Below are 22,139 nucleotides of genomic sequence, written 5' to 3'. Positions count from 1 at the left end.
GCAGGTTAAAGAAAAATCCTTGTGGATCTCATTCACCGAGAGGTTGAAGTCCTGAGCATCTTTATTAATGTCCAGGTCATGTTGGAATTTATGCACCATCCGGTTAAACCGGGTAATGTTCTCCTTTTAGCATCATTCTGGATATCCAGGTTCATCAGCTCGTCAATAAACTGGCGGATCATTTCATTACGCTGGGAAATATAGAGGGCGTAATTTTTAAGGTCATTGTCCCTGAATTCCAGTTTGTTATTCAGGGCTTGTTTTTCCAGGAGGGCGCCGTCCAGCTCCTTTTAATCAATTCACGCTTAACCGCTTCCAGTTCTTTATCCTTTTTCTGCTTTTGTCGCAGTTTACTATACAGCAGTAATCCGATAATTAATATAAGCACCACTCCGGCCCCCAGTGCGTTGCGCTGAAAGGCCCGCAGTTCCTTCTGGGCCACCAGGGTAATGATCCTGGTTTCGTTCTCTTTGGCCTCCCTTTTCAGTTTGAGTGCCGAGATAGCTTCACTTTTACTTTTGGACAAGATCTGGTTGCGCACCCTGGTATATTCCTGCAGCTCGGTAAACGCTTTTGGTAGGACCCCAGTTCCTGGTAAAGCAAAACGGAATTGGTGAGGTTATCCAATAGTTTTTCCTTCCTGGTATTGGAATTGGATTGGTTTATCAGTTGCCTTGCCTGATGTAGCAGGGCTTCGGCCTGGGAATAATTTTTCAGTTTGATATGTGAATAGGCCATCTGGTTCAGTACCTCGGCATGCGACAATTCATCTACCCGGCTCAGGATGGCAAGGGCCTGGTTAAGGTCGGAAAGCGCTTGCTGGTATTGGCCAAACTCATTATAGCAAATACCCCGGTTGCTAAGGGCGGTGGCCCGCATGCCCTCCAGGTGGTATTGCAGGGCAATGGCCAGGGTACTGTCAAAATACCGGCGGGCTGTTTCAAATTCATCTTTCAGGAGGTATACCAAGCCCAGTGCATTGGTAGATACGGCCAATCTGCGGGGATCGCCTCCCTTCTTATATATATCATAAGCCTGCTGGTGGTACTGCAATGAAAAGTGTGTATTCTCCGTATCATAAAATATCCAACCCAGGCTGGTATAACAACGGGCAATGGCACTGTCATTTTGAGCGGCAAGGCAAATATCCAAAGCAGTATAGGCATAACTAAGGGCCTGGTCGTATTGATCATTATATAGATAACCTTCTGAAAGGTTGAGCAGGGAGGCGGCCTGCAGGGCAGTATTCTCTTCTTTTAAGGAAAGCAGGTAGGCTTCATTGGCCAACACCAGGGCCAGGTTGGTAGAATCTTTATTGTAATGGGCAGCCAGCAGGTTGAGGGTAGTGATCCGGTTGAGAGTGGTTAACTTTTTATCGGCCAGCAGCCCGTTGAGGCTATCCACATTCAACTGCGAATGGGCAGGTATCCCGAAGTACAAACAGGCAGTGAGGAGGCATAGCAATCTTATCATGGAAACCAGCAATTTTTGTATCTACAGGTTGCTTACTACTGCTCCTCCCCTTTTCCCCGCCATCCCCATTTCAGAAATGCGGGTAAAGCTTTGGCCCAGGTAGGCACATCGTGCCGTCCCTTGGGTAATTGCAGGTAATACATATCCCTGCCGTCTTTATATCCCTTTTGTAATAATTCCCGCATCAGGTCGATGGTATCGTCAATGGAATCAATAACACCATTCCGGTTGCGGTCTTCCGTTTCGTCGAACAGGCCGCATTGGAAGAAGAATTTTTGCCCGGCATGATATTCTCCTTCCCGTACCTGGCGATGCATCATGCGATGCTTATCGCCGTGGTAATCTTTGGCATCCTTGTCTTTTGAACGCCACCAAAGGGAACCTGAAAAAACACCTACTTTGGAAAATACTTCGGGATTGGTCCACACAATATCCATTGCACTGAGCCCGCCCAGGGAAAAACCGGCAAATGCTTTTTCTTTGAAATTAGTGATCTTGTAGTGACTGTATAGGTAAGGTAAAAGTTCTTCAAATAAAAAACGTTGGTAAGCCGCCCCCTTGGTACCCCGGCCTTTAAAATCGGGGCCTATCATCATACCATATTCATTGAGGCGGTCGTCTCCGCAATGAATACCTACTACTAAGAGTGGGGTGATTTGGTTGGTTTCGGTCAGATAGCTGACCATTTTATCAAAGCCCATTGCTTCCAGATCCTGTCCGTCATTCACCAGCAGCAGGCTGATCTCTTCCGGCCGGGCAATATTGGTGGGCAAGTAAAAATTCACCGTTACCGTTCGTTCCAGAAATTCAGATGGCAATGCTACGGTCTCAACCATGATGCTAGTAGTGATCTCAGTGTGCATAAGCCGCAAAAGTAATGAAAAAGAAGTCGGAAGTCCGGGTGCCGTGGTCGGAGGCCGGCAGCCCAATATCCGGCCTCGCTCCCGAAAGCTTTCGGGATTACGCACAACTCGCATTTGGTATTTCCCTTTCATTCAGATAAATTTGGTTACTACTCTCCGCACACTACATTCATCATAAAAAATTGAGCGCATATGAAAAAAATAGGGATTCTCTTTGGGAAGGAAAGGTCATTTCCCATGGCATTTGTAGAAAGGATCAATAGTAAGGGGGTGAATGGAGTGGTAGCCGAACCAGTTCGCATAGACAAAGTGGTGCAAGGTGCTGCGGATGAATATGCTGTCATTGTGGACCGTATCTCACAGGATGTACCTTTTTACCGGGCTTTCCTCAAAAATGCAGCTATTTGCGGCACCGCTGTTATCAACAATCCCTTTTGGTGGAGTGCCGACGAAAAATTCTTCAATAATTGCCTGGCCGTCAAAATTGGCGTACCGGTTCCTAAAACGGTCATACTGCCCTCCTATGAATTACCGCCGGATACCACCGACCAGTCGTTCAGTAACCTTACCTACCCCTTGGACTGGGAAGGTATCTTTAATTATGTAGGGTTTCCCGCCTATATGAAACCCTTTGCCGGTGGCGGCTGGAAAAATGTATACAAGCTCCATGATATGGAGGATTTCTACCGCAAGCATGGCGAAACGGGTCAATTGGTGATGTTGTTGCAGGAAGAGATCATTTTTGACGAATATTACCGCTGCTATTGTATTGGCGGAAAACATGTACGCATCATGGGTTATGAACCTCGCAACCCGCATCACCTGCGCTATACGCATAATTTTCATCCTTCTCCCGAACGGTTGCAACAAATGGAAGAGATCGTATTACGCATCAATCAATACCTGGGTTATGATTTCAATACGGTAGAGCTGGCTATACGCGACGGCATACCTTATGCTATTGATTTCTGCAACCCGGCTCCTGATGCCGACCTGCCGAGTGTAGGGGAAGAAAACTTCAATTGGGTAGTAGAAACTGCTGCCAATTATGCCATAGAGCGTGCACTGGCCCATGAACCGAAATGTGATAACCTTACCTGGGGAGGTTATATTAAACACAGCGCTGCGAAACAACCGCTTATTTAAAGCGGGGGCTCTGCAGGGGAATATCCCGTAAGGACAGCTATCAGGTATTACTATCAACAAATAAATGGTTTGAAATTTGAGTACAGCCTGCCATTAGCATTCTCAAATTATCAAATTCCCAAATCTTCAAATTATTAATGTCAAATACCAACTATAAACAATTTACGCTGGGTATCGAAGAAGAATACATGGTACTGGACCCTAATACCCGGGAACTGAAAAGTCATGAGCAGCGGATCGTTTCTGAAGGGCAGAAAGTGATCAAAGACAAAGTAAAGGCCGAGATGCACCAGGCCGTAGTAGAAGTGGGCACGGATATTTGCCAGAATGTGGATGAAGCTTTTCACGATGTGGGCACCTTGCGCAAAACGATTGCCGGTATTGCCCATGAGCTGGGCTATGCGATGGGCGCGGCGGGCACCCATCCATTCAGTCACTGGGAAAGTCAATTGATCACCGACCATATCCGTTACAATGAAATAGTCAACGAATTACAAGAGGCCGCACGCAGCAACCTCATTTTTGGACTGCATGTACATGTAGGTATGGAAAGCCGGGAAATGGCCAATCATATTGCCAATTCCACCCGTTATTTTTTACCGCATATTTATGCCCTGAGCACCAATTCGCCTTTTGGGAAGGCCGTACTACGGGTTATAAATCCTTCCGCACCAAGGTATTCGATAAATTCCCCGGACAGGTATACCCGATACATTTGATTCGATAGAGTCTTATGACAATTACATCAAACTATTGGTAAAACCAACTGTATAGATAATGCCAAGAAAATATGGTGGGATCTACGGGTACATCCCTTTTTCAATACTGTAGAGTTCCGTATTTGCGATGTACCCATGACGGTGTCGGAAACAATTGCCATTGCGGCTTTGTTCCAGGGAGTATGTGCCAAAATATACAAGCTGCGCAATCAAAACCTCAACTTCATACAGTATTCCAGGGCATTGATCAATGAAAACAAATGGCGCGCGAGCCGGTACGGTATTGATGGCCGTCTGATCGATTTTGGAAAGGAAGAGGAAGTCAATGCCCGGGTATTGATCTATGAGCTGCTGGATTTCATTGATGATGTGGTAGACCCGCTCGGCAGCCGCCATGCCGTGAATTATGTAGCCCGTATGATGGAAGAGGGTACCGGCGCCGACCGGCAATTAAAAGTGTTTGAACAAACGCAAAGCCTTACCAGTGTGGTAGATTACATTCAAAGTCAGTTTCTTAGCGGATTGTAAATACGGCGAGTGGGGAATGGCTAGTGGCTAGTGGGAATAATAAATAACTAATAACCAATAATTTATTCTTCTCTCCCTGCTCCCGCCCCACTCACAACTCCTGCCCTCCGACACAAAAGCACTCACTCCCGCCTGCTTTCGGGGCCAATCACAGCTCACAACCCAAGGTATTTGGGTAGAATAGCATTGCCCTTCCCTTCTAACAGATACCAATATCCCTTACACGTAGTAATTACGCATGACGAAAGCATCTAATCAATTCGCTTAAGGTCACAAAATCCTCATGGGAACTGTGTTCCAGGAAATAAAAATTATACCTGCCGGAAAGTATACTAAAAAAATGAGTAAATTGAGGATAGCAACTCTTGAGACTCTACTATTATTGAACCAAAACTTTATTGCCTTGAGAAAATCTACTCTACGTACTGTGGCAGCAGGCATATTTCTTTTCATCAGCCTGGTTGCTAGCGCCCAAAAACAAAAACGCCTTCCTGACGCACAGCTAAACCACCGATGCGGGACCATGGACATGATCAACAGGATTGTGAAGGAGGACCCCTCTATTTTAACAAGATGGCAGGAAGAAGGGCAGAAACAATACCAGGCTTATCTACAACGCAAGCAAGACCAAAGCGGTCAGCGCATAGAAGCAGGAGAGATCGTTATTCCTGTGGTATTCCACCTAGTAGGCTCCAGTTCGGTGCTAGGTACGACCCCCGATAGAGATGTTTATGATCAGCTGGAGATCCTCAATAATGACTTTTCGGGTCATAAGGCAGAATTTTATAAGGCCAATGGTGTTTTTGCACCTGCCTTTGTACCTGCCATTGCTAATATTCCTGTAAGGTTTGTACTGGCCCGGCGTACACCCGGTGGCGCTGCCACCAATGGTATTGAACGCCGGATAACTACCCAAACATTTTCCCAAACCACCATCAATCAACTAAAAGTACAGCCCTGGGCGGTCTTGATCCCTGGGATGTAACTAAATACCTGAATATCTGGTGTGCTACTTTTTCTGATAACCTGTTGGGTATTGCCACCTTCCCCTTCACCAATTCGGCATCAATCGGACCACAGGGTGTAGCCATTCATATAGGCACCCTTGGCGGTAATACCTGCCGGAATTTTTTTCCCAACTATAGTGAAGGCGCCACCCTCTCACATGAAGTAGGGCACTACCTGTATCTATGGCATACTTTCGGAGATAATGCAGGCTGTAACAACCTCGACTTCAGGATACAGGCCGGATGGCCGCTTACACCTGCAGCCTCCAACGATGATACACCCTCCGAAAAGGCTGATGATAATACCATGTATGGCAACGTGAGTGGTATGTATACCGATGGCTGTTCACCTGTGCCCAACGGCATCATGTACATGAACTATATGAACTATTACGATGACCGCTCCCTGTTTATGTTTACCAATGGACAAAAAGAGCGGGTAGTGGCCACGATCGACATGTACAGGGCTTCTTTAAAAACTTCCAATGGAGCCACCCCACCATCGCCTGTTACAGATGCCTACCTGCTGAGTATTACCCCCATGGGTAAATGTGATACGAGGAGCCCCATACTCAACAATACTCCCCTTAAAGCTACCATCCGGAACTATGGTACCACTGTACTTAATTCCGTAACCGTGCATGTACAACTTGATGCCGGCCCGGTAGTACCCACTACTTTTGCTATAACGCTACCGGTATTGGGTGATACCACGTTGAGCTTAGGCAATATTACCGGCGTAAGAGGCAATCATACTGTTCAGGTGTACACTACCGCCCCCAATGGCGGTGCAGATGGTTACCTTCATAATGACACCATTATTTCAAGAGTTAATATCCGCGACAATTACCTCACCGCACCATTTACCGAAAACTTTGGCGGCGCTTTCTTTCCGCCCCGTTTGACTGCCGCCAATGACCTTTGGTATATAAACAACCCCACCGGTAGTAATTCCTGGTTTTTAAGTGATGTTAATTATACTTATAAGGGAGCAGCCGTATCCCGCAATTATACCTTTAATGATGCAGGGCAATTGGATGAACTGATCACCCCTCCTATCGACTTCGGAGCATTCGATAGTTCAGTGCTGAGCTTCAGGGTAGCATTTGGCCGTTATAGCAATGCCACCTATGAGTGGGATGGACTGGAAGTACATGCCTCGAATAACGGTGGACAAAGCTTTTCCTGCTGTACAAGAAAACAGGTAGCGACCTTCAAACCCAAACGGCCTTGGCTACCTCGGCTTTTGACCCGGGAACCAATGCTGCCTTGTGGCGTACAGAAAAGGTAGATATTACACCATTTATCGGTAGTGGGCAAAAGCTGATCCTTAAATTCAGGAACCTCAATGCGTATGGCAATAATATCTTTATTGATGATATTGGCGTAACCGCAGCAGCACAGTCATCCAGGGATGCTGTTGCAGTAGGCATTAAAGGAGTAACTACCTTCCAGTGTAATAGTTTCAATATTAACCCTGTTTTAACCATTGGTAATAAGGCCAAAGACCCGCTTACAACTGTAAAGGTCAATTACCGTATTGACAACAATGCAGTGACTACCCTTACTTTCAATGGCAATGTGGCCAAAGGAACTGTAGCAGATTTTGCATTGGGTACCATTTCCAGCCTCCCTGCAGGCGCCCACGTCCTTACCGTGTATACTTCCCTACCTAATAATGGATCCGACCAGGATGTAACCAATGATACAGCCAAATTCAGGTTCACTATCTTTACGCCTGTCAATGCACCCATCACCCAAGGATTTGAATCAGGTAGTTTCCCACCAGAAGGCTGGGGATTGCAATCGTCCGGAACAAATTATTCCTGGGAAAGAAATACCCTTAGCTCAACTGAAAAAACAGCTTCAGCCTGGGTACGCAATTACCAAAGTACTTCAGGACAAACAGATAACCTGTATTCACCCATCGTTAGGATTGAACCTGTTGATTCTATCTATGTACGTTTTGATGTAGCCCATGCTACTGCCGTATACCCGGGAAGCACTGGCATACCCATGGATACGCTGGAAGTACTGGTTACTTCAGATTGCGGACTTACCTATACTTCGGTGTATAAGAAATGGGGTACCGAGCTGCAAACCCTGGGTGATCCCAATACAGCACCGCTATACGATCACAGTACCGACCCCATTGGTTTTGTGCCCAATAATAATTACTGGAGAAAAGAGTTCATTGATATTACCCGCATTGTTACAGGCAAGAGTAGCTTCCAGGTAATATTCAGGAATACCAGCAATGCCGGTAACAATACCTTCCTGGATAACATCAATATTTCTACAGTAATACTGCCAGCCAAACTGAAATCGGAAGGATACCTGGTTTATCCTAATCCTTTCAGTGGCTCCTTTGAGGTAAGACACCTGATACCACCTACCAACCTGAAAGGAATGGTAGTGATCAGTTCATCGGGCCAGGTAGTGTATCAAAGATCATTCAAAGGCAATGCTGCCAATAATATCCGGGTAGACCTTAGCCACTTCAGCAGTGGCATCTATACCCTCAGGATGTTCTATGATGATAAGGTAGTCACTCAACGTATTATCAAACGACCTAGCTAAAAAGGCATATACCACATAAAACAGCCATCTTACCGGGTGGCTGTTTTTTTATGAATTTACAATACCTTTAAACCTGCGGGTACCTTTCACTAAAATGCATTGACAATATGAAGCATCTATATTGGATACTTTCGTTTTTGGCAATTGGCTCATTGCAAGCGCAGCAGAAAATAGATACCACCGCCATTACACAGGCAGCCAGGCTCATCGGCCTCTCTTTTACACCGGCAGAAAAAGATTCAATGGCAGATGGGTTGAATGACAACCTCCAGCATTACCGGAAAATGCATCAGCTTTCCATTCCCAATAGCCTGCCCTACCCTTTTGCTTTTAACCCAGCCCCTTATGGATTGGTGGTTCCCACAAAACAAGCGTCGATAAAATGGAATATCCCCGTCCACATAAAACTACCCGTCAACAGGAATGAATTGGCTTTTTATTCTGTCATGCAACTGGCTTCCCTCATTAAGTACAAAAAGATCAGTTCGGTGGAGTTGACGACTTTCTTTTGGACAGGCTTAAAAAATGGGGATACGTTGGAATGTGTGATCACCCTTACACCCGAACTGGCGCTTGAACAAGCCAGGGCAGCCGATGAAGCACTCAAAAGGTATCTATAAGGGTCCGCTACAAGGCATCCCTTATGGGTTGAAAGACCTGTTTGCCGTAAGAGGATACAAAACCACCTGGGGATCGGTACCTTACAAAGACCAGGTCATAGAAGAGGATGCTTTTGTATATACCCAACTTAAAAAGCCGGGGCGGTACTTTGCGCCAAACTCACGCTGGGAGAGCTGGCTTATGCCGATCTATGGTTTGGTGGAAGAACACGCAATCCCTGGAACCTGCAACTGGGCTCCAGTGGATCATCGGCAGGCTCAGCTTCTGCTACGGTAGCCGGTTTGCTGCCCTTTGCCATTGGTACCGAAACCTGGGGCTCCATTGTATCCCCTTCCCATACCTGCGGCGCTACAGGCCTTAGGCCCAGTTTTGGTTCGGTAAGTCGCACTGGCGCCATGGTACTTAGCTGGAGCCTTGATAAAGCAGGCCCTATTTGCCGCAGTGCCGAAGATGCGGCCATCGTATTTTATTACCTCAAAGGCACCGACGGTAAAGACGCCAGCGCCATTAACCGCGCCTTTAATTATACCGGCAAAGCCGATCTGCCCAAATTGCGCATTGCCTATGCCGGCAATTACTTTAAAAACCTTCCGCCCAACGCACCACAATGGGAGGTATTGGCAACCCTTCGTGCAGCCGGGGCTAATATTAAAGAGGTCAATTTTCCCGACTCCGCCATTTACCCATTTAACATCATGGATGTAGTGATCAGTTCGGAATCAGCCGCGGCTTTTGATGAATTGACCCGTAGCAACCAGGACGACCTGATCAGAAGGCAGGATAAAAATTTCTGGCCAAATAGTTTCCGGGTATCCCGTTTTATACCAGCAGTGGAGTATATCAATGCCAACCGGCACCGGCATCAGCTCATTGAACAACTGAATGCCTTCACCCGTCAGTATGATGTTATTATTGTGCCTACCTTCAGCGGTAATCAACTGGCTATGACCAATCTTACCGGTCACCCGGTAGTGGTATTCCCGGTAGGATTTAATCAAAATGGATTGCCTACCAGCATTACACTGTTGGGTAATTTGTATGAAGAAGCTACCTTGCTGGCCGTAGCCAAAATATACCAGGATGCTGGTGATTTTCATACTAAACATCCTGAAAAATTTAAATAGTAACCCTGGTTCAACATGAGAAAGACTAATTGGATCGCAGCATTAACGATGCTATTTGCCTGTCAAAACAAAGAACAGGCCGACCTCATCATATACAATGCGGTTGTTTATACGGTAGACTCGGCTTTTTCTACTGCCGAAGCCCTGGCAGTAAAAGATGGAAAGATATTGGCAACCGGTAAAACAGCCGATCTGCTGGCACAATATGAAGCCAAGGAAAAGAAGGATGCCGATGGACAGTTTGTTTACCCGGGGTTAATTGATGCCCATTGTCACTTCTTCCGTTATGGCGTGGGGCTCCGGGAAGCCAACCTGGTGGGTACCATCAGTTGGGAGGAGATACTCAAAAGTTACAGGCTTTTGCAACGGAAAATCCGACAGGATGGATCACAGGACGCGGCTGGGATCAGAATGACTGGCCGGTAAAAGAATTTCCCACCAACGAACAGCTCAATCAACTATTTCCCGACAGGCCGGTATTGCTGGGGCGTATTGACGGTCACGCTGCTATTGCCAATCAACAAGCCTTGAGCCTGGCAGGCCTGCAACCTGGGATGACGCTGACAGGAGGTACGATAGAAGTAAAGCATGGAAAGTTAACGGGTATCCTGGTTGACAATGCCATTGATAAAGTAAGTACAAAGATACCCTGGCCTACGCGCGAAGAGATCAAAAAAGGGGTATTGCAGGCGCAGCAATATTGTTTTGCCCAAGGGCTTACCACAGTGGATGATTGCGGTCTGGACCATGAAGAGATTAGCTATATTGACAGCTTGCAGCGTGCCGGCGATCTGAAGATGCGTATCTATGCCATGCTGAGTGATGCGCCTAAAAACTATGCCTACATCTTTGCTAAAGGCAAAATAAAAACAGACCGCCTGAATGTACGTGCATTCAAAGTATATGCTGATGGCGCCCTGGGTTCAAGAGGAGCCAGTCTGTTGGCCCCTTATAGTGATAAACCCGATTGGAAAGGGTTTCTACTTAGTAACCCCGCACATTTTGATTCGGTAGCGAGTGTACTGATCAAAAAAGATTACCAGATGTGCACGCATGCCATTGGCGATTCGGGCAACCGTACTATCCTGAAGATCTACGCTAAATACCTGGGTGGCAAGAATGATCTACGCTGGCGCATAGAACATGCCCAGGTGATCAACCAACAGGATTTCAATTTATTTGGTCAAAACAGTATCATTCCTTCCGTACAGCCCACCCATGCCACCAGTGATATGTATTGGGCCGGCGACCGCCTGGGGCCGGAAAGAGTAAAAGGCGCTTATGCCTTCCATGACCTGCTACAACAAAATGGCTGGATACCACTGGGCACTGATTTTCCGGTAGAAGATATTTCGCCCTTTAAAACATTTTACGCCGCATTTGTTCGCAAAGATGCTAAGGGCTGGCCCGAACAGGGTTACCAAATGGAAAATGCATTAACCCGCCAGGATGCTTTACGCGGCATGACCATCTGGGCCGCCAAATCTAATTTTGAAGAACGGGAAAAAGGCAGTCTGGAAGCCGGTAAGCTGGCCGACTTCATTATCACCAACAAAGACTTAATGAAAACGGCACCGGCAGAATTGTTACAAATTCAAGTACAGTTTACTTACCTGCAAGGAGAAAAGGTATACGGAAAATAACGTGAAACATCTTACTACACTGGAAGCCTACTGCCGTACGATCAGTATTCCGGTACCCCGATAACCAATTTTTGATATCCGGGATTTTGAAGAGAACATGAAAACGGTAAAGCAAAAGGTAGGCCCTTTTCGCCATGAATTTTATGCCATGGCTTTACGTAAAAGGGGGAGAAGGATAACGCATACCGGGCAGTTTACCAAGCAATATGGTCAGGACTGTACCATCTTTTTCAATTCACCTTACCAGGCTATAGCCTGGGACATTGAATTGAACCGGGAAGGGTATTATATTATTTTCACAGAAGATTTTATTCGGAAAAACCCGCTGGGCATTAACCTCCTGGCGGATTTTCCATTCCTGCGACTCGATCATACCATACCTTTTCCCGTAGACCACTCCCACTTTACTAGTGCATAGCGAGGAAGGAGCCATCCCCCATGGCGCAAAGCAATTCTATGAGCAACTGAAAAGCAACCAAAAGGATTTTGTCTGGACCAGCGGCAACCAGTTTGACTTTTATGACAAGGAGACAACCGTTAATTTCTCTATTGATAAAGTAGCGGACTGGTTCAGAAAGAAATAGCAACCAGGAATAAGAAGTTATCGCATAATAGACTTCAACACTTCTGCCCGGCTGTCTACCGGCTGATCGATGGTCAGCCCTAGCAGCCGGGCTATGAATGCATATACATGTACATTCTCAAATGACTTGATCTGCTTCCGCTTTTTGAATGCCGGCCCCCAAGCCATAAAAGTGGCTCCCATTGCTTTTACCATACGGGGATCATAGCCATGCCGCCCCGGATTTATCTTTTACCACCCCAGGTAAATATTTTCGGATAGCGGGCTACTAAAAACACATCCCCTATCCGGTTGTAGCGGTCATCCTGCTGGTTATAATGCCAGCTTTCGGGCAACTGGTTGCGCAGGTAAACATCATAATCCGTTGCAGAAGCCTTTAAACGACTATACAGTTCGGGAATGTAAGCCGTGTCTTTGGCATAATAACTTACCAATACATCACCGGCAATGATTACTGCTTTTGCCGCATCCACCACGGGTGCTGTCAGCGTATGAACTGTATCAACAAGAGCCATTCCATGGTCAGACAAGAAGACATAGTTAACAGGCAATTGCAAGGAATCGACCATGGCACACAATTGTCCAATGGCATTGTCAATGATACCAATGGCCCTGGTGGTTTCTTTACTATCGGGTCCATATTCATGTCCTGCTTTGTCGACCTGCGGCAGGTAGAAAGTAATCAAATGCGGTCTTGTTGCTTCCGGCATTTGCAGCCAATATTTTACTGTTTGCAACCTATCGCTCAAAGGGATCTCCTCATTATAAGGGTAATAATAAGTGGGCAATGTACCTTGTATTGCAACATCACTACCTACCCAGTAAAAGCAGGCTGATAACAATTCCTGTTGCTCGGCCAATACCCACAATGGTTCACCGCCATAATAATATGGATCTTCGGCTATTGCTTTTTTGATCTTACATACACTTCGGCCCGCTGCCTGTCATAAAAACTATTGTTCACCATACCATGATGGGCAGGATATAAACCGGTAACGATGGTATAATGATTGGGAAAAGTAAGGGAAGGAAAAGCGGGGATCATGGATTGGGCCCTGATGCCCTGGCGACTTAGGCGCAGCAAGTTTTTGCCTGGTATTGTTGGGCATAATCATAGCGAAATCCATCGGCCGAGATCAGGATCACGTAAGGCTTAGCCTGTTGTGGCACACTGTTGCGGCGGCCTGCTGTTACCCGCTGTGAAGTATCTTTCTCCTGGGCAAAACTGTTATTAGCCACTGTGAGCATGGCCGCCAACAGAACCCATCTTATGCTGCCAAAAAACATATTATTTTATTTTATCCCTGGTGTGTATTGCACAACAAAATAAGCGATCCAGGGGCAATTTTCACCTACTTCTTTTTACAAGCAAAAACCATTAGTTTTGACCACCCAACCAATTGCAGTATGAAAAAGTATTGATTATTACCGCTTTTACCAGTTTATTGATGGCTTTTACCATTCCCCAGCAAAAACAGCGCATTGTATTTTTGGCGATTCTATAACCCAGGCAGGTGTTAAACCTGGTGGTTATATTACTGTGTTGGGAGACCTGTACAAACAAAAAGGGGTGCAGGACAAGTATGAGTTGATAGGCGCCGGTATTGGCGGCAATAAAGCATATGACCTGTATCTCCGTATGGAAGAGGATGTGTTGGCAAAAGATCCCAATACAGTGGTAATATGGGTAGGTGTAAATGACGTATGGCACAAAAAACATCCGGTACCGGTACGGATGCTGATAAGTTTGAAAAATTTTACAATGCCATCATCAAAAAGCTACAGGCTAAAAACATGAAGGTATTGATCTGTACGCCTGCTGCTATTGGCGAAAAACAGACTTCAGCAATGAACTGGATGGCGATCTGAATAAATATGCCAATATCATCCGCGGTATTGCTCAAAAGAACAATGTACAGTTAATAGACCTGCGCAAGGCCTTCCTCGACTATAACCTGGCCAATAATCCCGAAAACAAGGACAGGAATATACTCACCACCGATGGGGTACACCTCAATGACAAGGGCAATCAGTTGGTGGCGGAAGAAATGATGAAAGCGCTTGGTAAGTAAGACAGGACGCCGGCATTCCCCGGCAGTAAACATCTGGGTTGCTTAAATGTTATAATAAGTGGCCTGCCATAGGCAAAACGGCAAAAATCCTTATGTTTGCAGGCATGTATATGAGCGATAAGAAACACATACACATAGCAATCCTCGATCTCTATGAAGGCCAACCCAACCAGGGGATGCGCTGTATCCGGGAATTGTTAACCCAATATGGGCAAATTCACCAGCTCGAAATCAGCTGGGAAGAATTTGATGTAAGGCTCAAACAGGAGCTGCCTGATCTCTCCTACGACATTTATATTTCCAGCGGTGGTCCCGGCTCCCCTTTAGATAGTGAAGGCAGTGAGTGGGAAACGCAGTACTTCAATTGGTTATCAACTATTGAGACCTATAATGACGCCGCTCACAACCCTGTTAAAAGAGCGTATTATTTATTTGTCATTCCTTTCAACTGGCTTGCCGCTATTTTAAAGTGGCACAGGTAGCCAAAAGAAGGTCAACCGCTTTTGGCGTATTTCCCGTGCACATGCTGGAAACAGGCCGGGAAGAACCCGTATTTGCCGGCCTACAGGATCCCTTTTATGCTGTTGACAGCCGGGATTACCAGGTCATACAACCCGATACCAGGCAATTGCGCAAACTGGGTGCTACCTTATTGGCGATCGAAAAAGAACGTCCCCATATACCACTCGAAAGGGCCATCGTGGCCATCCGGTTCAATGAATTCATGATCGGCACTCAATTCCATCCCGAAGCCGATGCCACCGGTATGAGTATGTACCTGCAGCGGGAAGACAGAAAACAGACGGTCATCGACAGTCATGGTTTTGACAAATGGCAATCCATGATCGAGCAACTCAATGATCCGGATAAAATTGGTTACACCAATGCACACGTTATTCCCAACTTTCTGAAGCAATCCATCGGCAACCTGGTACCAGTTGAAGCCTGAAAATGAATAACAGGGCTACCCCCATTATTCATTTTCAAAGCTCGTTGTCTGAAGCTTGCAACTTGTTCCGCCTTGACGGGAGCTCGTAGCGCTTATTATCGTATCTTCCATAAAAACCAAGTCTGCCATGGTACCCAACCTGCGCAAAGCCTATAATGAGGCCTTCACAGTTGAACAGTTCAATGCTTTTTTGAAAGACCTGAAGGGGAAATATCCCGGCGCTATAGAATTCCGGCTGGCAGAAACACCTGTGTTTGTAGATAAGAGCTTTGCCCAAAAAATATTCGATGCCTGTGAAAGCATTATAGATGTGATCATTGATCCATCCTTCAAATCACTCACCGAAAGGGCCATACCTGCAGGCGAAAGAGTGCCCAATGAAAATGCGCATGCCCACATGATCGCTTTTGATTTTGGCGTTTGCGAAGCGGCAGACGGAACGCTGGAACCCCAGCTCATAGAAATGCAGGGTTTCCCCACCCTTTTGGTTTCCAGGTATATTATCCCGACCTCCTAAGGCAATACTTTCCAGTGCCCGACAATTATACACAATACCTCAATGGCCTGGACCATGACACCTACCTCAAACAATTGAAGGAAGTGATTGTGGGTGACCTGCCGGTAGAAAATGTGATCCTGCTGGAGATAAAGCCGCATGAACAAAAGACAAAGATTGATTTCTATTGCACCAGAGAATACCTGGGTATCGAGCCTGTGTGCATCACCGACCTTATACAGGAAGGGAAAAACTCTATTACCTGAAAGAGGGACAGAAAACGCAGGTAAAACGCATTTATAACCGCATGATCTTTGATGACCTGCGGGCACAAAAAGACAAGCTGGGCAACTTTGTGGATATTACACAAGACCTTGAAGTGGAGTGGGTGCCCCACCCCAACTGGTTTTACCGCATCAGCAAGTTCACACTTCCCTTTATACGGCACCCCTATGTACCAGCCACCTGGTTCCTCAATGAACTGAAACAGGTGCCTGCCGACCTGGAAAGTTATGTACTGAAACCGTTGTTCTCCTTTGCAGGCCAGGGGTAGTGATTGATGTAACACCGGAACATATAGCCAATACCAAGGATCCCGAGAACTGGATACTGCAACGAAAAGTGAAGTATGCCGAAGTAATCCCTACACCCGATGTACCAGCCAAAGTGGAGATACGCATTATGTACCTGTGGAAGGATGGCTGGGACAGACCCCGCCCCGCTATCAACCTGGCCCGCCTGAGTAAAGGCAAAATGATTGGTGTAGATTACAACAAAGACAAGGAATGGGTAGGTGGCAGCGTAGGCTATTTTGAACAATAGCTCAGCGAAGAGCCATGCACGACCTGGCAGCCGGCTCTGTCATGATAATAGCAAAATAATTTGTATGCAACACCTCAATGATATTAAAGGAAAAGAGATCGTACCTGGCTATTTCGGGCGGTTTGTGCATGGTGATAAGCTCACCCTGTCCATTGTCGATATCAAAAAAGGAAGTCCCTTGCCAGAGCACCACCATCCCCATGAGCAGATAACTTTCGTCCTGGAAGGAGAGCTGGAAATGGTGATCGGCGGCGTGAAAATGGTATTGACGCCCGGCACCACGCATGTGATTCCCGGCAATGTACCGCACAGCGCCATTGCCCTGACCGATTGCCGTGTGCTCGACGCATTTTCGCCGGTACGCGAAGATTATATTATAGACTAATTGATAAAAAGCAATGCCGCCTGTTGTGAGGCGGCAATGCTTTTTAGTTTTTAAATGAAGGCTGCCTTTCGTTTCGTCAGCGTCATAAAACAAAGGCACACAATATCACGTACTATTTGCCGGTCATCCAATCAGGCCTTACTTCACTGTCTTTCTTTTTACTTACCATATTCACATTGACCACCCATTCATCCAGTTTGTAAAGGAGCTCCAATTCAATGTGGAATTCACGGAAACGCTCGTCGGCTGTTTGGATCGTCAAAGCACTGGTTATAAAGTCAGTCTCTTCCGAAGCAGCTTCATAATCTCCATCCAGGTAATAGATACTTCCATCTACCATTTTCAGCCTGCAAAGCTTCAGTTGCTGGTAGAGCCGTTTGTAAGCAGCAGCGGCTTTACCAAAGGTTTCACTCCTGAACATCAGGGCCTGCCAACTGGCTGTAGTGTCGAGCTCGGAATGATACAAACCTACCACGCAAGTTTCTGATCCTGGAAGGATTACCGTAGAAGCATATTGATGCCAGTCGCCCGTAGCTTCTACCAGTTCGCCCGTAATGTGTTTGTAATTGTAAGGGAAATCACCCAGGATAGTTTCAACGGCTTTGATAAAGCCGGGTGATGGATCTCTATCCATTTTCAATTGTGCATGCACAGAAAAAGACATGGCCATACAGGCCAACAGCAGGTTGGTTAACTTCTTCATTGGGTTAGATTTAGAGGTGAATAAACGCTTGGTTTTCCACAGGATATTAACGCATACACATAACGGTATAAGTCAAAAAATTGTGAAGCCCCTCACATATAATTCTTCTTTATCTAATACTTTTTACCCCAATACACTTTTCCAGTAAAGTAGCCAATCCAACATACGGCTGGTATAGCCATATTCATTGTCGAACCACGTAATGATCTTCACATGATTGCCCACTACAGAGGTCAAGGTACCATCAACAATACAGGAGTGGGTATTACCCTTAATATCCAGTGATACCAATTGCTCTTCTGTATAATCCAGAATGCCCTTGTATTCGGTTGCGGCTGCAGTACGGAAAAGTTGGTTGATCTCCTGCGCCGTTGTCGGTTTTTTCAGTTGGATGGTAAAGTCGGCCAGCGCGCCATTGGCTACCGGCACGCGGGTAGATACGGCGGCGATCCTGTTTTGCAATACCGGGAAGAGGGTTTCCAGCGAATGGGCCAGGTCGATCTCTACAGGAATAATTGATTCGGCAGCAGCCCGTCCCCGCCGAAACTGTTTGTGGGGCGCATCGACAATTCCCTGGCGGGAGGTATACGAATGCAGTACATTGATATGGGCCGATTCTATGCCAATTGAATTGAGCAGGTACAGGATATGGGTTGAACAATTGGTCATACAGCCACCCGGTGAAATGATAGCCGTTTCCGGGGTCAGTATATGCTGATTGAATCCATAGATCATCAGGGGAATTTCTGGTGAGCCAGTGGTAGACAGCAATACTTTTTGGCGCCAACGGCCAAGTGGGCCGAAGCGCCGGCCTTGCTGGTAAAGCGCCCCGAACATTCCAGCACCACATCTATTGCCAGTGCTTTCCAGGGTAGTTTAATGGGATCGGGCTCCTGTAAAACAGCAATCGACTGCCCATTCACCGCTACTTTGTCATCCTCCTGGAGGGTGATATTGTAGGGAAAAGTACCGTATACCGAATCATATTTAAGCAGGTAAGCCAGGTTGTCCGGCTCCATAATATCATTAATAGCTACCAGTTCGATGTTGGGGTCTCCTACCAGTCTTCTGAAGAGTAATCGGCCAATACGTCCCATTCCATTGATCGCAATACGCATATACTCAGATTTTAAAAATGCTGCAAATATCGCAAAGAAGCGGGGAATAATACCTCCCTGTTTTCCTGCCTTTTGAGCCAATTTTGGGTATCCGGGGCTTTTGGCGGCTGTACAATGGATATTTATGAATAATTATACAATTTATAAATAGTTAATAATCAACAATAAACAATCCAAATTATTAAGGTTCCGCAAAAATTTGCCCCCGGCCCCGGCCTTCCGCCCGGCGAATACCATTATTATCCTACATTTGGCCTTACCAACCTATCAGAATTCTACCAAACCAACCCCCGCTATATCCATTAAATTCTGCCAGGATCATTTGCCTTTGAAAAAATGTGCCTAAAGCACAAGGTAGTTACTTACTATAACCTATTAAGTTTCTTATTAAAACACTTAACTAAAACGGTGGAGGGAGAAAGTATGTATTCGTATGCATTGTTAGAGTCTGGTTGTTATTACCTCGTACAGGAAAAGGAAGAGAGCCCTGTATCATTGATCAAAGTAACGGTGGAAACAGATTATTGCCTGTATGTGACCCAGTATGCAGAAGTGCCGGTGTTGGAATGGAAGAAAAAGACCGACCCCATTTTCGACATCCTGGAGTTACTGAGTGATGACAAAGTGAAGGAATGGGAATCTGTTTACAATGATAATCAGGATGCCTATTACGAAGAAGATGACGATTAACAATATAAACCGGTTCTCCTTAGGCAGGGGGAACCGGTTTATCGTTTTACCCGCTCACCGCACTCAATAGATCTTTCTACTTATCAGGAATACCGTTAGTATTGTAATTTCCATTGCTCCCCGCAATTATTATGTTCAGATTAACGTAAAATTGTATAAATTCAGGTTGCGTCGCAACAACTAAAGATCCTTTTCTTAAAACAACCTGCTTAGCCGGTTTGCTTAGGCGCAAAGTGGAACAAATTGGTACAATTTTCACTGGATCTATCTAATGGAAGCTACAGGTATGAACTTCAATGATGATAAGTATTTGAAAATACGTAAGGTATTGCTGATCATAGTCAGCATACTCACCGTATTACCCCTGGCCCCGCTCATCAACCGGTATATTCCGCCCCTGATGGTGGGCGACTGGAACCTTGACCTGGCCGTTTCGGTCATCCTGGCCGGCCTGGCCACCTGGTTGGTATTAAGGGTATTCCGCTTCCTGCTCATCCCCGCTGTGGCACTCTGCCTATTGGTATTACTGTACAACCAACTCACCAACGGCTATGGCTTCAGCCATATGGTTACCGACTACAGAACGATGGTAGAAAATAACTGGGGACGTAATGACCAGAAAGAAACCAACCTGGTACTTACACCCGGTATATTTGACGGGCCACTTACCAAGACCATCAAAGCGCTCCAATCCAAGGTAGACTTCAAGGATTCCATTGTACGGAATTTTGCCGTCAAGCATTCGCTGGAAAATTTTGATCAATACCACACCAAGTACGGTCCCGTGGTACGGCACCTTTCCTTGTTCAAATACATCAATGCCAATTTCAAGTACGTACCCGACTCCGAGCGGGATGAATATTTTGCCACCGCCCGCGAAACCATCCTGAATGGTTTGGGTGGAGATTGTGATGATCATACCATCCTCATGGTTTCTACCCTCAAGGCCATTGGCGCCCATTGCCGCATGGTGCTTTCTGAAGGGCATTTGTATCCTGAATTGTATGCAGGCGACAAGAAAGCATTTGACCGCTTGCAGCAGGCGATCATTTATCTTTTTAGCGACAGGTCGATTGACAATATTTATTACCATGAGCAAAATGGCCAATATTGGATCAACCTGGATTATACAGCCAAACATCCGGGAGGTCCTTACCTCAGTGAGAAGGCCTATGCCATAATAGACCTATAATACCAACCACGTATTAAATCAGCTAATATTTATTTGTGACGATGTTATATTGACGGATATGTGCTATTTTTAGGAGATATCGGTTAAGGCATGACTGTAGCACCCCTTGCAGCCATAATAGCATCGTATTCACTATTGGCGATCCCTATCACTCTATTACTTATCCAACGGCCCTTCCGTATGGGCCTTACTTTTCGTCTGCTATTCATCTACTCCATCACCGCTTTTATAATCGACCGCTTTTCGGGCTTTATTGAAACCAATCCGCTTGCCACCCGCATGTTGTCATTTGCATTTACCATATTTGAGTATACCATTTTCACCCTGTTCTTTTACCAGTTCTTTCACCGGCGAAGTTTCAAACGGTGGGTAGTAGCAGGATCCTTGATATTTATTACTACGGTTGTACTGGAATTAGATAGGTTTGGGGTGGTATATTATAGCCGGTTCAATGCAGGAACTGCCGTTATACTCATAATCTGCTACAGCTTGCTGCTGTTTTATGAATGGTTGATGGATGACCCGATGGAATTCATCTATAAAAAGCCGCATTCTGGATAACCCTGGGTTGCCTTATATACCTGTCGGGCAATTTCTTCTTCTTTATTACAATGGGAAAACAATGGAAGCAAAACTGGCTCATGCATACAGTGTTCAACCTGATGAAGAACCTGCTTTTTGTGATCGCTATCTTACAAGCCTTTCCTGTGACTCGGCCCAAAAGACTTTCTGATGGCGGTATTAGAAGGTATTTTTTTCAGCCCTTTCAAAAGCAGGCCACTGCTGCCAATACCGATAGAAATAATGGTGGAAATATAATAGATCAGGAATTTGTCGACCCCATCGGCCACATCCACAATGAAGTAATCAAAAACATAAACTACAATATAGGTACCATATTGAAACAACAAGGCACCATGAATGAGCAGTAAGGCTTTTTCACGGGCTACATGTACTACTTGCTGGAGGTACAGGGATATCTGCCAAATGACAAGCGTCATAAGAAAGATCAACCCTACTCCAATCACATACTTCAAGGAGGCATACCTGAATCCGCCGTGCACCAGGCAAATGATCTCAAACAGCACGAATAATAAGAGGGTTATACGAATGATCTTTTAAACTTTGGAGAGAAAGCCGACAAATAGATGATGCCCACCATCATGGGGAAATCGAGTAAATTGTAGATCACACTGACTACCTCTATGAGTTTCCTAGGAAACCACTCTATCAGTAACATGGAATTCACCAGTCCATTGATGACCCAGTATATCGCATAGTATTGAAAAGGAGAAACCCGCCAAAGTTTTTTAAGCAATACGATCACTACGGGTACGCAACACATGATGACCGTTAAGTAGGATACGACCTGGTAAATTTGAGTTTTCACTGAGCTGGCATTACCCTGTAAAATCGTTAAAAATT

General features: G+C 45.8%; 33 protein-coding genes and 2 pseudogenes. 23 read left to right on the top strand and 12 right to left on the bottom strand.

Features of this window, described 5'->3' with window-relative positions; genetic code table 11:
• Window positions 1-250 precede the first annotated feature (250 nt).
• The 3 genes from RS881_RS16530 to RS881_RS16520 are packed head-to-tail and all read right to left on the bottom strand — an operon-like array spanning window position 251 to window position 2,309.
• Window positions 251-526, bottom strand: coding sequence for a hypothetical protein (locus tag RS881_RS16530; protein ID WP_315822082.1), 276 nt, complete (start codon window positions 524-526; stop codon window positions 251-253).
• Window positions 484-1,473, bottom strand: coding sequence for a tetratricopeptide repeat protein (locus tag RS881_RS16525; RefSeq protein ID WP_315822081.1), 990 nt, complete (start codon window positions 1,471-1,473; stop codon window positions 484-486). Before RS881_RS16525 ends, RS881_RS16530 begins: the two co-directional genes overlap by 43 nt.
• 35 nt (window positions 1,474-1,508) lie before the next feature.
• Window positions 1,509-2,309, bottom strand: a complete 801-nt coding sequence (locus RS881_RS16520) for an alpha/beta hydrolase (RefSeq protein ID WP_315822080.1) — start codon at window positions 2,307-2,309, stop codon at window positions 1,509-1,511.
• 219 nt (window positions 2,310-2,528) lie between these two features.
• On the opposite strand from RS881_RS16520, the gene RS881_RS16515 reads away from it, so the two are divergent.
• From RS881_RS16515 to RS881_RS16460, 11 genes and pseudogenes are all read left to right on the top strand, one after another.
• Window positions 2,529-3,482 (top strand): ATP-grasp domain-containing protein, encoded by a 954-nt coding sequence (locus RS881_RS16515; RefSeq protein ID WP_315822079.1) that lies wholly within the window; start codon window positions 2,529-2,531, stop codon window positions 3,480-3,482.
• Between the two features lie 137 nt (window positions 3,483-3,619).
• Window positions 3,620-4,729, top strand: a pseudogene (locus RS881_RS16510) (carboxylate-amine ligase).
• Between the two features lie 523 nt (window positions 4,730-5,252).
• Window positions 5,253-5,714, top strand: coding sequence for a zinc metalloprotease (locus RS881_RS16505; RefSeq protein ID WP_315822078.1), 462 nt, complete (start codon window positions 5,253-5,255; stop codon window positions 5,712-5,714).
• A gap of 44 nt (window positions 5,715-5,758) precedes the next feature.
• Complete coding sequence (locus RS881_RS16500; RefSeq protein ID WP_315822077.1) at window positions 5,759-7,027, top strand: M43 family zinc metalloprotease; 1,269 nt, start codon at window positions 5,759-5,761, stop codon at window positions 7,025-7,027.
• On the top strand, window positions 6,967-8,316 hold the full coding sequence (locus RS881_RS16495; RefSeq protein ID WP_315822076.1) for a T9SS type A sorting domain-containing protein: 1,350 nt from the start codon (window positions 6,967-6,969) through the stop codon (window positions 8,314-8,316). The genes RS881_RS16500 and RS881_RS16495 overlap by 61 nt, the downstream gene beginning before the upstream one ends.
• Window positions 8,317-8,423: 107 nt before the next feature.
• Window positions 8,424-8,936 carry a hypothetical protein gene (locus RS881_RS16490; protein ID WP_315822075.1) on the top strand — a complete coding sequence of 171 codons (513 nt, stop codon included), beginning with the start codon at window positions 8,424-8,426 and terminating at the stop codon, window positions 8,934-8,936.
• Window positions 8,911-10,061, top strand: a pseudogene (locus RS881_RS16480) (amidase). The gene RS881_RS16490 and the pseudogene RS881_RS16480 overlap by 26 nt, the downstream one beginning before the upstream one ends.
• A 15-nt stretch (window positions 10,062-10,076) precedes the next feature.
• A complete protein-coding gene (locus RS881_RS16475) occupies window positions 10,077-10,487 on the top strand; it encodes an imidazolonepropionase-like domain-containing protein (RefSeq protein ID WP_315822073.1) in 411 nt (136 codons plus the stop codon).
• The gene (locus RS881_RS16470) at window positions 10,391-11,704 is read left to right on the top strand and encodes an amidohydrolase (protein ID WP_315822072.1); all 1,314 of its coding nucleotides are present in this window, start codon (window positions 10,391-10,393) and stop codon (window positions 11,702-11,704) included. Before RS881_RS16475 ends, RS881_RS16470 begins: the two co-directional genes overlap by 97 nt.
• 97 nt (window positions 11,705-11,801) lie before the next feature.
• A complete protein-coding gene (locus tag RS881_RS16465) occupies window positions 11,802-12,122 on the top strand; it encodes a hypothetical protein (protein WP_315822071.1) in 321 nt (106 codons plus the stop codon).
• Entirely contained in the window at window positions 12,115-12,288 is a 174-nt protein-coding gene (locus tag RS881_RS16460) for a hypothetical protein (protein ID WP_315822070.1), read from the top strand. Before RS881_RS16465 ends, RS881_RS16460 begins: the two co-directional genes overlap by 8 nt.
• Before the next feature lie 17 nt (window positions 12,289-12,305).
• On the opposite strand, the gene RS881_RS16455 is transcribed toward RS881_RS16460, so the two are convergent.
• The 4 genes from RS881_RS16455 to RS881_RS16440 are packed head-to-tail and all read right to left on the bottom strand — an operon-like array spanning window position 12,306 to window position 13,574.
• Window positions 12,306-12,482, bottom strand: a complete 177-nt coding sequence (locus tag RS881_RS16455; RefSeq protein WP_315822069.1) for a hypothetical protein — start codon at window positions 12,480-12,482, stop codon at window positions 12,306-12,308.
• Between the two features lie 29 nt (window positions 12,483-12,511).
• Window positions 12,512-13,147 (bottom strand): alkaline phosphatase family protein, encoded by a 636-nt coding sequence (locus RS881_RS16450; protein WP_315822068.1) that lies wholly within the window; start codon window positions 13,145-13,147, stop codon window positions 12,512-12,514.
• Between the two features lie 41 nt (window positions 13,148-13,188).
• The gene (locus RS881_RS16445) at window positions 13,189-13,371 is read right to left on the bottom strand and encodes an alkaline phosphatase family protein (RefSeq protein ID WP_315822067.1); all 183 of its coding nucleotides are present in this window, start codon (window positions 13,369-13,371) and stop codon (window positions 13,189-13,191) included.
• Window positions 13,359-13,574 (bottom strand): hypothetical protein, encoded by a 216-nt coding sequence (locus tag RS881_RS16440; protein WP_315822066.1) that lies wholly within the window; start codon window positions 13,572-13,574, stop codon window positions 13,359-13,361. Before RS881_RS16440 ends, RS881_RS16445 begins: the two co-directional genes overlap by 13 nt.
• A gap of 253 nt (window positions 13,575-13,827) precedes the next feature.
• Here RS881_RS16440 and RS881_RS16435 point away from each other — a divergent pair, with 253 nt between their 5' ends.
• The 9 genes from RS881_RS16435 (at window position 13,828) to RS881_RS16395 (ending at window position 17,011) form a co-directional block, all read left to right on the top strand.
• Entirely contained in the window at window positions 13,828-14,085 is a 258-nt protein-coding gene (locus tag RS881_RS16435; protein WP_315822065.1) for an SGNH/GDSL hydrolase family protein, read from the top strand.
• 4 nt (window positions 14,086-14,089) lie between these two features.
• Window positions 14,090-14,359 carry an SGNH/GDSL hydrolase family protein gene (locus RS881_RS16430; protein WP_315824502.1) on the top strand — a complete coding sequence of 90 codons (270 nt, stop codon included), beginning with the start codon at window positions 14,090-14,092 and terminating at the stop codon, window positions 14,357-14,359.
• Between the two features lie 92 nt (window positions 14,360-14,451).
• Entirely contained in the window at window positions 14,452-14,841 is a 390-nt protein-coding gene (locus tag RS881_RS16425) for a hypothetical protein (RefSeq protein ID WP_315822064.1), read from the top strand.
• Entirely contained in the window at window positions 14,829-15,308 is a 480-nt protein-coding gene (locus RS881_RS16420) for a hypothetical protein (RefSeq protein WP_315822063.1), read from the top strand. The genes RS881_RS16425 and RS881_RS16420 overlap by 13 nt, the downstream gene beginning before the upstream one ends.
• Before the next feature lie 127 nt (window positions 15,309-15,435).
• On the top strand, window positions 15,436-15,825 hold the full coding sequence (locus tag RS881_RS16415; protein ID WP_315822062.1) for a hypothetical protein: 390 nt from the start codon (window positions 15,436-15,438) through the stop codon (window positions 15,823-15,825).
• 14 nt (window positions 15,826-15,839) lie between these two features.
• The gene (locus tag RS881_RS16410) at window positions 15,840-16,070 is read left to right on the top strand and encodes a hypothetical protein (RefSeq protein WP_315822061.1); all 231 of its coding nucleotides are present in this window, start codon (window positions 15,840-15,842) and stop codon (window positions 16,068-16,070) included.
• Window positions 16,025-16,357 (top strand): hypothetical protein, encoded by a 333-nt coding sequence (locus RS881_RS16405; protein WP_315822060.1) that lies wholly within the window; start codon window positions 16,025-16,027, stop codon window positions 16,355-16,357. The genes RS881_RS16410 and RS881_RS16405 overlap by 46 nt, the downstream gene beginning before the upstream one ends.
• The gene (locus RS881_RS16400; protein ID WP_315822059.1) at window positions 16,357-16,626 is read left to right on the top strand and encodes a hypothetical protein; all 270 of its coding nucleotides are present in this window, start codon (window positions 16,357-16,359) and stop codon (window positions 16,624-16,626) included. Before RS881_RS16405 ends, RS881_RS16400 begins: the two co-directional genes overlap by 1 nt.
• A 64-nt stretch (window positions 16,627-16,690) precedes the next feature.
• Window positions 16,691-17,011, top strand: a complete 321-nt coding sequence (locus tag RS881_RS16395; protein ID WP_315822058.1) for a cupin domain-containing protein — start codon at window positions 16,691-16,693, stop codon at window positions 17,009-17,011.
• A gap of 112 nt (window positions 17,012-17,123) precedes the next feature.
• Here the strand turns inward: RS881_RS16395 and RS881_RS16390 are convergent, their stop codons facing one another.
• The 3 genes from RS881_RS16390 to RS881_RS16380 form a co-directional block, all read right to left on the bottom strand.
• On the bottom strand, window positions 17,124-17,714 hold the full coding sequence (locus RS881_RS16390) for a hypothetical protein (RefSeq protein WP_315822057.1): 591 nt from the start codon (window positions 17,712-17,714) through the stop codon (window positions 17,124-17,126).
• Between the two features lie 123 nt (window positions 17,715-17,837).
• Window positions 17,838-18,485: a hypothetical protein gene (locus RS881_RS16385; RefSeq protein WP_315822056.1), complete on the bottom strand. Its 648-nt coding sequence runs from the start codon at window positions 18,483-18,485 to the stop codon at window positions 17,838-17,840.
• Window positions 18,449-18,832 (bottom strand): glyceraldehyde 3-phosphate dehydrogenase NAD-binding domain-containing protein, encoded by a 384-nt coding sequence (locus RS881_RS16380; protein ID WP_315822055.1) that lies wholly within the window; start codon window positions 18,830-18,832, stop codon window positions 18,449-18,451. Before RS881_RS16380 ends, RS881_RS16385 begins: the two co-directional genes overlap by 37 nt.
• A 423-nt stretch (window positions 18,833-19,255) precedes the next feature.
• Here RS881_RS16380 and RS881_RS16375 point away from each other — a divergent pair, with 423 nt between their 5' ends.
• The 3 genes from RS881_RS16375 (at window position 19,256) to RS881_RS16365 (ending at window position 21,275) form a co-directional block, all read left to right on the top strand.
• Window positions 19,256-19,522, top strand: coding sequence for a hypothetical protein (locus RS881_RS16375; protein WP_315822054.1), 267 nt, complete (start codon window positions 19,256-19,258; stop codon window positions 19,520-19,522).
• Window positions 19,523-19,793: 271 nt separating this feature from the next.
• Entirely contained in the window at window positions 19,794-20,714 is a 921-nt protein-coding gene (locus RS881_RS16370; RefSeq protein WP_315822053.1) for a transglutaminase domain-containing protein, read from the top strand.
• Between the two features lie 180 nt (window positions 20,715-20,894).
• Window positions 20,895-21,275: a hypothetical protein gene (locus RS881_RS16365; RefSeq protein ID WP_315822052.1), complete on the top strand. Its 381-nt coding sequence runs from the start codon at window positions 20,895-20,897 to the stop codon at window positions 21,273-21,275.
• Between the two features lie 131 nt (window positions 21,276-21,406).
• Here the strand turns inward: RS881_RS16365 and RS881_RS16360 are convergent, their stop codons facing one another.
• Window positions 21,407-21,802 carry a hypothetical protein gene (locus tag RS881_RS16360; RefSeq protein ID WP_315822051.1) on the bottom strand — a complete coding sequence of 132 codons (396 nt, stop codon included), beginning with the start codon at window positions 21,800-21,802 and terminating at the stop codon, window positions 21,407-21,409.
• A 14-nt stretch (window positions 21,803-21,816) separates the two neighbouring features.
• Window positions 21,817-22,104 carry a hypothetical protein gene (locus RS881_RS16355; RefSeq protein ID WP_315822050.1) on the bottom strand — a complete coding sequence of 96 codons (288 nt, stop codon included), beginning with the start codon at window positions 22,102-22,104 and terminating at the stop codon, window positions 21,817-21,819.
• Window positions 22,105-22,139: the final 35 nt, after the last annotated feature.

This window comes from Paraflavitalea speifideaquila (assembly GCF_032395985.1).
GTDB classification, from domain to species: domain Bacteria; phylum Bacteroidota; class Bacteroidia; order Chitinophagales; family Chitinophagaceae; genus Paraflavitalea; species Paraflavitalea speifideaquila.
Note: the sequence above shows the minus strand (reverse complement) of the source record. Positions and strands in the feature narration are given on the sequence as shown.

What these genes read in the sequence shown, in the direction of transcription:
- RS881_RS16455 (WP_315822069.1), bottom strand. Translation starts at nt 12,482, where the DNA reads ATGGTAAAAGCAATGGGAGCCACTTTTATGGCTTGGGGGCCGGCATTC.
- RS881_RS16490 (WP_315822075.1), top strand. Translation starts at nt 8,424, where the DNA reads ATGAAGCATCTATATTGGATACTTTCGTTTTTGGCAATTGGCTCATTG.
- RS881_RS16365 (WP_315822052.1), top strand. Translation starts at nt 20,895, where the DNA reads ATGGGCCTTACTTTTCGTCTGCTATTCATCTACTCCATCACCGCTTTT.
- RS881_RS16380 (WP_315822055.1), bottom strand. Translation starts at nt 18,832, where the DNA reads ATGCGTATTGCGATCAATGGAATGGGACGTATTGGCCGATTACTCTTC.
- RS881_RS16440 (WP_315822066.1), bottom strand. Translation starts at nt 13,574, where the DNA reads ATGTTTTTTGGCAGCATAAGATGGGTTCTGTTGGCGGCCATGCTCACA.
- RS881_RS16370 (WP_315822053.1), top strand. Translation starts at nt 19,794, where the DNA reads ATGGAAGCTACAGGTATGAACTTCAATGATGATAAGTATTTGAAAATA.
- RS881_RS16425 (WP_315822064.1), top strand. Translation starts at nt 14,452, where the DNA reads ATGTTTGCAGGCATGTATATGAGCGATAAGAAACACATACACATAGCA.
- RS881_RS16390 (WP_315822057.1), bottom strand. Translation starts at nt 17,714, where the DNA reads ATGAAGAAGTTAACCAACCTGCTGTTGGCCTGTATGGCCATGTCTTTT.
- RS881_RS16465 (WP_315822071.1), top strand. Translation starts at nt 11,802, where the DNA reads ATGAAAACGGTAAAGCAAAAGGTAGGCCCTTTTCGCCATGAATTTTAT.
- RS881_RS16475 (WP_315822073.1), top strand. Translation starts at nt 10,077, where the DNA reads ATGAGAAAGACTAATTGGATCGCAGCATTAACGATGCTATTTGCCTGT.
- RS881_RS16515 (WP_315822079.1), top strand. Translation starts at nt 2,529, where the DNA reads ATGAAAAAAATAGGGATTCTCTTTGGGAAGGAAAGGTCATTTCCCATG.
- RS881_RS16415 (WP_315822062.1), top strand. Translation starts at nt 15,436, where the DNA reads ATGGTACCCAACCTGCGCAAAGCCTATAATGAGGCCTTCACAGTTGAA.
- RS881_RS16375 (WP_315822054.1), top strand. Translation starts at nt 19,256, where the DNA reads ATGTATTCGTATGCATTGTTAGAGTCTGGTTGTTATTACCTCGTACAG.
- RS881_RS16520 (WP_315822080.1), bottom strand. Translation starts at nt 2,309, where the DNA reads ATGGTTGAGACCGTAGCATTGCCATCTGAATTTCTGGAACGAACGGTA.
- RS881_RS16395 (WP_315822058.1), top strand. Translation starts at nt 16,691, where the DNA reads ATGCAACACCTCAATGATATTAAAGGAAAAGAGATCGTACCTGGCTAT.
- RS881_RS16505 (WP_315822078.1), top strand. Translation starts at nt 5,253, where the DNA reads ATGGACATGATCAACAGGATTGTGAAGGAGGACCCCTCTATTTTAACA.
- RS881_RS16525 (WP_315822081.1), bottom strand. Translation starts at nt 1,473, where the DNA reads ATGATAAGATTGCTATGCCTCCTCACTGCCTGTTTGTACTTCGGGATA.